Consider the following 8,491-nt stretch of genomic DNA (forward strand, 5'->3'; position numbering starts at 1 on the left):
AACACCATAGCTTTGCAACGACCATACTTCCATTTCACCTAACCTTTGACCCCCTAAGTTCCCCTTACCTTTGAGGTGGTTGTTAGATTACAATCGAATATGGACCTGTTGATCTTGTATGAATTTTATTTATCAATTAAATAGTTTAATTTTAATATATATAAAAGACTAACATCTGTTGGTTTATCGAAGAGTAAATCTGATTACACCATCGTATAATTGAACCTTTATCATTGAAATTGATCGATAATCTTTTATTATAATGTTTTAAAGATGGTTCTAATGGAAATTTTAATAACGGACATGATATCTTTACCCCTTGTGATAAATCAGCTAATAAGATCAGGATCATATCTTTTGTTAAATTATTAATATTTGGATATAATTCAGTAAGTTTAGATATAACTCTTTCCAATATCCGATCATCTTTTATTTTATTAAACATATTTAATATGTTTTTTTAATTCTAAACCAAACTTATAACTAATTAAACCAAAGGTTATTTCCAATAATTGACCTATGTTCATTCTAGGTGGTACTCCTAATGGGTTAAGTATAATATCGATTGGTGTTCCATCGGCCATGAATGACATGTCTTCCTTCGGAATTATCTTCGATATCACACCTTTGTTACATGTCTTCCGCATATTTTATTACTAATCTTAATTGATTTATATACAAGTAATTTAATTTTAATAGTTTCTAATATCTTTTCTTCATTATCTTGGTTTGTATTTGTTAATCTGTTATTAACTTTGGATAACATAATAGCTTCTATTTTATTTAAATAACTTAAATAGTTCTTGTATAATAGATTAAGAACCATTTTGAATAAACCCCATTATCTGATAGAAATGAACAAGGTTTAAATGATCACTTTATGTTATCAATTTGTAATAACAAACAACATCTTCTGATATGTTTTTTTGTGACAACGTTATAACGGTGTATATAATCCTCTAGATCTTTATCTTTTGTAAGTCTGATTTTCATCTGATGATCTTTTTTTTACCTCTAACACTATTACATAATCTATACCATTTGGTACTTTAAGTGAAATATTATGTACTAATTCTGTTGAGAATTCATTGTCTCTATCCTGTTCTCTTTCAAGAACATAATCATCATCTTCAATGTTGGTAATTAACCCATTATTATCGTTGATCTCTTTATCTGAACTTAATTCATCTCCACATAATTCTTTTAATTCTTCTTTCTTTCGGTTAGCATCGAACCTTGAAACTAACTTACTCATTAACACATCATTCTCTTGGACATTACTACCCACTTTAACTATTTCATTGGAATCCAAACATCTCCTATATTTCATTGGTATCTCAGTAATATTTAGACTTAATCATTTGTTACCAGATGAAGTTCTCATAACCTTTATTTCAAGATCTGTTATATGGAATGATTTAAATATACACCTATTTTTAATAACATTATCAGAAATTAAGATAGAATCTTCAAGGTTATATCCGTTTCAACACATGAATGCTGCTAATAGGTTGGTACCTAAACTCATTTCTCCATTACAACTTGATTGACATTTGGCTATAACATCTCTTTGTTTTATTATTTGTTTAGGATTAATAACTACTCGTGTTCTTTGACACATCTATTTGATTTGATTTATCTGATTGTGGTAGAGGATAAACTCTTTGTTTCTGATATCTTGGTTCGTAAACAAAAATTCTTATAGAATTAACATTAATTACCGTTTCATCATTATGTGCTATAACGTTATGACCAGTATCTCTCATTATGTTGTGTTCTTCTCCAGTACCAACCAATGTAGGTCTTGGATTCAATGGAGGTATGACTTGTTTCGATATGTTAGTTGCTATTAATGCTCTTGTTAGATCATTGTGTCCGAAGAATGGGATCAAACGAACAGCAGGTGAAAACACTTGAACATCTGATATTAAATTAAGATCTGTTACTCCTCTATCTGTTGTTTTAATCCTGTTTCTATTTTAACATATAGTTCATTTTCTTTGATCTTTATTACATAACAAATCAATATTTGATCATTTACTTTCAAAATGATTTAAGTATATAACATTTCTATTAATTAATTCATTATAAGTTTTATAATATCCTGTCAATAGGTATCCGTTAATAATCAATGTTGGTATATGTTGATAATGCTAAAACCAAACCAATGTTCTGACCTTCTGGTGATTCAATTGGACATATCTTAGCTTAATATATTTTTCTTGTATCTCGTATGGTAATCTCAACATTTTGTTGTGTTAATCCACTCTCACCCATATATGTTAATTTACCTTTATGAGATAATTCGGATAAACTATTTATCTGATCAAGATATTGACATAAATCCGAAGAAACAAAAAAATTATCAACTTCATTTTGTTATTTGTTTAACGGAATCAAAAAGTTTATCAATCACCAATAACATCATCAGTTGGAACGTTTGGATCTTTAATACATAACACATTTTTTAATATTTTCTTAATAACATCTATTATTACATCACCACTACCTCTTATCATTCGGATATTACAATCAACATGTTTAAAGCTATCCTGATTAATAAGTATTTCATTTAGAATTAATATTAAATCTTTCTTTGTTAATAATTCCAAGCCAAAGGTCAGATAATTCCTTGTTAAATCATTTAAAATGATCCTTCCTGTTAATGTTAATTCAATGTTGTTGAACTCCTCACAAGTTATTTTATTTTTACCTTTCAACTTTGCTTTATTCAATTCATTGATTATGTTTATAACATTGGTGGATTTAGTTATTGTAATGGGACTTGAATAAGTCAATGCGGTGTTTTTATCTAAAATTATTCTTTCACCTATGTTAATAAAAGAGATCTTTGATTCATCATTATAAGCTCCAGTTATAATCTCATTATTTGTTTCAGAACATTTTGTTAAGATCTTTTTACATCTAAGTTGATCTTCTTGAACCATATTTAAGTCCATTTTGTTGGAAATTATTTCAAGTTAATCGATGTCATGGTCCTTTATAAAAATCTACATCATGTGTCTTAGAAAGACCTTTAAATATATGTGAATGTTTGGCCTTTAATGCTAATAAACTCGTAAATAGGTCAGATTCATGATTGTTGTGTATATATCTTTGATCCGTTGATCCTTAGATAAGGAATATCTTTACCTTTTATACTTATTGATTTATTTTCTTGATCAAATAATACTGTTGGTTGTTTTATTAGTTGTGTTATTAATGTTTTCTTTGTTCCATTTATAATTAAGATTCCATCTTTTGATGGTCTTGGTAAATCCATCAATGGGACATTTAGATCATATTGGGACTAATAAATATAATATTCTTATTAAAATAATATTGAATGATGTTTAATTCGAGGCCAAACGAAGTTAATCGTTCATTTTTAATAAATATTTCTTATTCTTTTTAGTTCTAAACTTAAGTATTTAAGATTAAATGGGAACAACGTCCATGAGCTCAGTTCCAGCTTGGATATCTTTATACTTTTGTTGTTATAACATCCTCATAATACATTTTTATAGAGTCTGTTTTGTAAATCACTATGATTATAATAGTACTTTGTCAACCAAGTTGGAATTGAAATCAAATCTAGTATTCAAAGGTTATGTTTATTGTCTATTATAATTACAAATGGTTCACATCTTTATCTCTTGATAGGGTTGGTTTTATGTATGATAATTTGTTTTTTTGTTTTTAGTTGTTACTTCTAATGAAAGGTACTTTGTTGAACTCTATTGTTTTCTTTGTCATGTGTTTATATAGGTTTATTTTATTTATAATATTTAAGTTATTTCTTTTAGTAGTAATTAATTACCAACATAGATTATTAGTTCATTGTTAGAGATAATCCACATGATTGGTTTTGGTCAGTTTATAGTTTGGTAACAACATCCTATGTTGGTTTTGTGATGGGTTTATTAACTTCATTGATTAAATTTATTGATTAAATATAATTATAATATTTCAATAATTTGGGTTACAAGGTCCAAACAAAGTAACATGATACCAAAATAATAACTAGGATTTATTGATAGGGGAACGAATATAATGAAGTACGAACAAGACTTATAGCTTAATGGTAGAGCATGCGGCTCATGACCGTTTAGTCGGTGTGGGTTCAAGTCCCTCTAAGTCTATGGGTAATATATTCGGACTTTGATGATAACAAGTACATGATGGTTGGTTTGGACGTTGGCAAACAAAAAAATAAATGTTTTTAAATTATTATAAGTTAATACCTGTATGATGTTAATACTGACAGTAGAATTGAGTATATCAGGAACAAAGAACAAGGTAGTTGTGAGTATAATTGATCAACATTTTGTTGTGGACTTCAAATAATCAGATGAAGTGTTGTATGATTTTTTCGTTGATAGAAAGAAAATATGTTTAAAGATTAAATCTAACAGATGGTTTTATGTTAATTTGTTGTATTATCATTGGATAAATAAATAATTGATGTTAATATTATGATATAAATCTAAGAATAAAGGATAGAAAGATGTTTGGGAAGTGTTCAAACAAAATAAAGAACTGGATGTTGGTTCTCTTTTTATATGAAGATATATGTCTATAGAGGATAGGATATAACGATGAGGTTATATGGTGATTGGAAATGTTGAAACAATCCATTTATGTTAATAAGTTAGTACCTGAAGGATAGAATTGTTTGATGTTTATGTTTGAAATGTTATTATGTAGTTCTGATGGGATTAAATGGCATGGTGATTGTTGATTTGGATGGTGTTAACTGTATAAACGATGTTATCAATCATTCATAAATTTCGTTTGGTATTAAACAACATTTAAAGAACAACAAACCATGGTAAGATTGGGATGACTGATAGTTATGTATTTAATTAATGTTTTGATGGTATTAAAATCGATGTAAACGCACCATCACCATCTCTTCTTCACAACCTTATCAGTTTGGTGTAACCGCCATTGGTAGATTTTATTTTATGGAATAAATATCCCATTAATATGGCAAATCTTTGACTACATTTTAGCTTGGATCTCAATAATCTGATACTTCCTTGTGGTTTATCTATCTTGATGATTTTAATCCTATTTAATATCTTTTCAATGTTAGTTTGGATAATTTTTAATTTTTCTGAAGTAGAAATCAATTTTCCCGTTCTAATAAAACTTCTTATTAAGTTAATAATCTCATGTTTTGATAATTCTGTCATTAATTTAAACCTGTTCTTAATGATTCTTTTATACTATTTAAGTTTTTATTTAAATTTAAACAACATTCGAAGATAACTTCAACAATATTCATTGATCCGTTAGTTTCGATGATTAATTCAGCCTCTTCTTGTGAATACATATTGAATTCATGTTTTATTATCTTAAATGATACTTGTTTGATTGGATTAAAATCAACATCTAAAATCAAACATCCATATAAACATGGATTATACATATCTCGTACTTCTGTAGCTGTCAAATATCCTTTACCACAAGCAACAACAAGTTCACATCTAAACCTGATTCCTATTCCTAAATTACATATATATTGATTACGATTAAATATTAATACCCCATCAGGAAGATAAATATCACTTGCAAGAACCTTACCCCTCTTAGAAGTATTTATTACTGCTCTAAATATATTTCTTCTATCCTGACACAGGAATTCTAATTGCTTTATATTATTAATTATCTCAATAACATCTTCTTTTGTTTCATTTATCTTATCAATTTCATTGTAGATACCATCAATATTAATTCCAATTACCATATATCCCATAACATCAGATATTAATACTCTTCTTAATGTATTTCCTATGGTTTGAATTAAGTTCTTATCCTTTAATATTATACCCAATTTAAACTTATTATATCCACAGGATATTAATTTAATTTGTTGTAACATTATAACATCTGAACCTTTAAAAGGTTATATCTATTATAGGGTAAAACAAAAAAATATCTAATAGAAATTATGTTCGAGATCAGGATTGAGTTGCTTACAATATGACATCTTGATTTAACTTAATGTTTTCTGTTTATACTTGAAATGTTGTAGTGTTTAATATTATTTGTTTTTTTGTTATTGTTTCCATCAGAATTTGTTTCAATTAGTTGTTTGAGTAACAAGGAATAATAACTTCCACTTCACTTTAAATCTTCAGTTCATAAATTAATTCCATAATACCATATTATCTTTATCCATCAGAACAAAATATACCAATGTCGTTGTTTATTAATTTTATATGTAATATCTTATTTAATTCTTCATCAAATATATTAAACTTATTATGACTCCATGTATCTTTTAGCATGATCGTTTGTTGTATTGTTAACATTTAGATAATAATCGATCTTATGTTTTAATTTATTTGTTAATAATTAATATGTTTAAGTTATCTATATCAAATAGTACTTTATACTTAAGTATGGTTAATTAATGTGATGGATGTTTTTTTGTATAAAACGTAATGATTCTTTATTTTACTTAATAGAATAACACTCTTATTAAGAGTTCTTGGATTAACAGATAGTAAGTTTAATGTGGAATAAGAAAGATGGTCATCAAGATCACATAAGATCAAGTTGTTTAATGAAGTATATTCCAATCTTTAATAGGTATTGTTCATAAATCTGTATTTATTTATCTTAGAAAAGATACAACACTTGAGAGATTAACCTTACCTCCAAGGCTTGTTATTTTAATTATAGCATTATCTGAAGCCATATCACATTCTAACATCAATCCAGTAACATTTATCTCTCCATCTAATAATTTAATATAATAGAGATCATTTATACCAAATATAGCTCTTAAACTTTTAATAGAGTATTTACAATTACTTGATAATCTTTTGTTCAACAGACTTAAACTTATAGTTTTGATGATATGACTACCATTGTTGTTTCTACATTTAAAACCATATTCTAATATCCTTTTATTAACTAAATATTGTTTTCTTCTAGAACTATATCTCTTACCGCCAGATCTACATCTTTGACCTTTGTGTCCTCTACCACATGTCTTTCCTTTTGAACAACCAGAACCTCGTCCTACTCTTCGTGATGTCTTTATGAGACCGGAGCTCAATGAATTTAATAACAACATTTTTAGAGGTTAAAATATGAAGCTTAGTTCTTTTATATATGTTAAAATGTTACTTTAATATTATTATGTTTGATTTTTTAATCCAATGATAGATGTATTAATGTTTTAATTCCCAGTACATCAAAGACAGGTGTTGTAATATTACTTGTTTTGTTCTTATAATGTTGTTAGCCATTCATAGTATCGAGTTAATACATGGTCAAATTTATATCTAAATTATTATTAGAAATAAGTTCTTTGTTCCTTTCGAAAGGAACCTTTAACATGTTGTTTAAATACAACGACCAAAGTATTGGACCAACATCCTGTGTTTTGTTTGTTTTTATTATTTCTTAAAATCCAATATTATTATACATATCTTTAATAATAATCAATACCCAATATCCATGTCTTCTATCTTTCTTTAACAACTCTTGTATATCTTTATTAATTTAATATATCTCATATATAATGGAGCTTAACCATCTAAATAATTATAGATTTCGATATCAGTAACTAATATTCTTTTATGGTTACCATCAACAAAATTGATAACATATTCATCAGCAAAGCTTATAGATGTATATTTATCTATAACATAAAATTTGATGTGTTAAGTATGTTTTCAACCTGTACTATCCCCTCTTTGGGGGAGTTATTTGTTTAATTTTTTATATGTAACATCAATGGTATAAACAATGACATGATATCTTCATGATTAGATTTCTATTGGTTTAATTCATCAGATTGTAATCCCCTATCATTGGTTATCTTAATATTAATTATATTGTTTGATTTGATACATTTAATTCCACCTTATTACTCTCAAATAACATTTGATCTAAGTTTTAATCTATATAAATATATTTCTGTTGTCATTAAATCAATATTTTATCTACTTAATATGGTTAGTTTTTAACAACTAATAAAATTAGGTTTATATTTGGACTTATATCTTAAATTTATTATGATTAAACATATGACTAACTGTTATTTCTTGTAAACAAAACAAAATTGTGTGGTAGATATTTGAGTTTAAAGATTTTAGATTATTTGATTATTTTGTTATTTATTATCCATATCTCCATAATTATCATATCTAATATGATTCTATGTTATGTCTTTGGTTTTATTAGTTATCTTGGATAAATGTAATCCTAAATCATGATAACAGATCACAATACAGTTATGTTTAATAAATACACGGGTGTTTAATATAATACTTCCAAATGATCCAAACATCTGAACACTAGAATCATATAAACGGAGTTTTACACCTTTTGGGATAGCGTATAGTAGTAATTTTTTAGATGATGGTATAACCATTCCTTTCTAGTATAAGTTGTATTTAAATTTATTTGATACCATCTACTTGTTGTTTATTAGTATGGGGTATTAATCTGGGTGTTTAATCTTTAAATG

At 26.6% G+C, this 8,491-nt stretch carries 7 protein-coding genes, 1 tRNA gene and 2 pseudogenes; 1 reads left to right on the forward strand and 9 read right to left on the reverse strand.

Going from position 1 to position 8,491, the window contains the following annotated elements:
* Nucleotides 1-151: 151 nt before the first annotated feature.
* From MAGTDC_RS03875 to MAGTDC_RS03905, 6 genes and pseudogenes are all read right to left on the reverse strand, one after another.
* Nucleotides 152-445 (reverse strand): hypothetical protein, encoded by a 294-nt coding sequence (locus MAGTDC_RS03875; protein ID WP_192573236.1) that lies wholly within the window; start codon nt 443-445, stop codon nt 152-154.
* Between the two features lie 51 nt (nt 446-496).
* Nucleotides 497-652 (reverse strand): annotated as a pseudogene (locus MAGTDC_RS03880) (hypothetical protein); the annotation flags it as partial.
* A 315-nt stretch (nt 653-967) separates the two neighbouring features.
* On the reverse strand, nt 968-1,621 hold the full coding sequence (locus MAGTDC_RS03885; RefSeq protein WP_146657125.1) for a hypothetical protein: 654 nt from the start codon (nt 1,619-1,621) through the stop codon (nt 968-970).
* Nucleotides 1,593-1,913, reverse strand: a complete 321-nt coding sequence (locus MAGTDC_RS03890; RefSeq protein WP_146657126.1) for a hypothetical protein — start codon at nt 1,911-1,913, stop codon at nt 1,593-1,595. The genes MAGTDC_RS03885 and MAGTDC_RS03890 overlap by 29 nt, the downstream gene beginning before the upstream one ends.
* Nucleotides 1,914-2,121: 208 nt before the next feature.
* A pseudogene (locus MAGTDC_RS06120) lies at nt 2,122-2,343 on the reverse strand (hypothetical protein).
* A 62-nt stretch (nt 2,344-2,405) separates the two neighbouring features.
* Nucleotides 2,406-2,960 carry a hypothetical protein gene (locus tag MAGTDC_RS03905; RefSeq protein ID WP_146657127.1) on the reverse strand — a complete coding sequence of 185 codons (555 nt, stop codon included), beginning with the start codon at nt 2,958-2,960 and terminating at the stop codon, nt 2,406-2,408.
* 1,107 nt (nt 2,961-4,067) lie between these two features.
* Here MAGTDC_RS03905 and MAGTDC_RS03915 point away from each other — a divergent pair.
* Nucleotides 4,068-4,142 (forward strand) — tRNA-Ile (locus MAGTDC_RS03915).
* Between the two features lie 723 nt (nt 4,143-4,865).
* Here MAGTDC_RS03915 and MAGTDC_RS03920 read toward each other — a convergent pair.
* The 3 genes from MAGTDC_RS03920 to MAGTDC_RS03930 all read right to left on the reverse strand — a co-directional run bounded on the left by MAGTDC_RS03920 (nt 4,866) and on the right by MAGTDC_RS03930 (nt 7,090).
* A complete protein-coding gene (locus MAGTDC_RS03920) occupies nt 4,866-5,198 on the reverse strand; it encodes a L17 family ribosomal protein (RefSeq protein ID WP_146657129.1) in 333 nt (110 codons plus the stop codon).
* The gene (locus MAGTDC_RS03925; RefSeq protein WP_146657130.1) at nt 5,198-5,887 is read right to left on the reverse strand and encodes an RNA polymerase alpha/RpoL/Rpb11 family protein; all 690 of its coding nucleotides are present in this window, start codon (nt 5,885-5,887) and stop codon (nt 5,198-5,200) included. The genes MAGTDC_RS03920 and MAGTDC_RS03925 overlap by 1 nt, the downstream gene beginning before the upstream one ends.
* 738 nt (nt 5,888-6,625) lie before the next feature.
* Entirely contained in the window at nt 6,626-7,090 is a 465-nt protein-coding gene (locus tag MAGTDC_RS03930) for an uL15 family ribosomal protein (protein ID WP_146657131.1), read from the reverse strand.
* Nucleotides 7,091-8,491: the final 1,401 nt, after the last annotated feature.

The organism is Candidatus Hodgkinia cicadicola, from assembly GCF_002774925.1.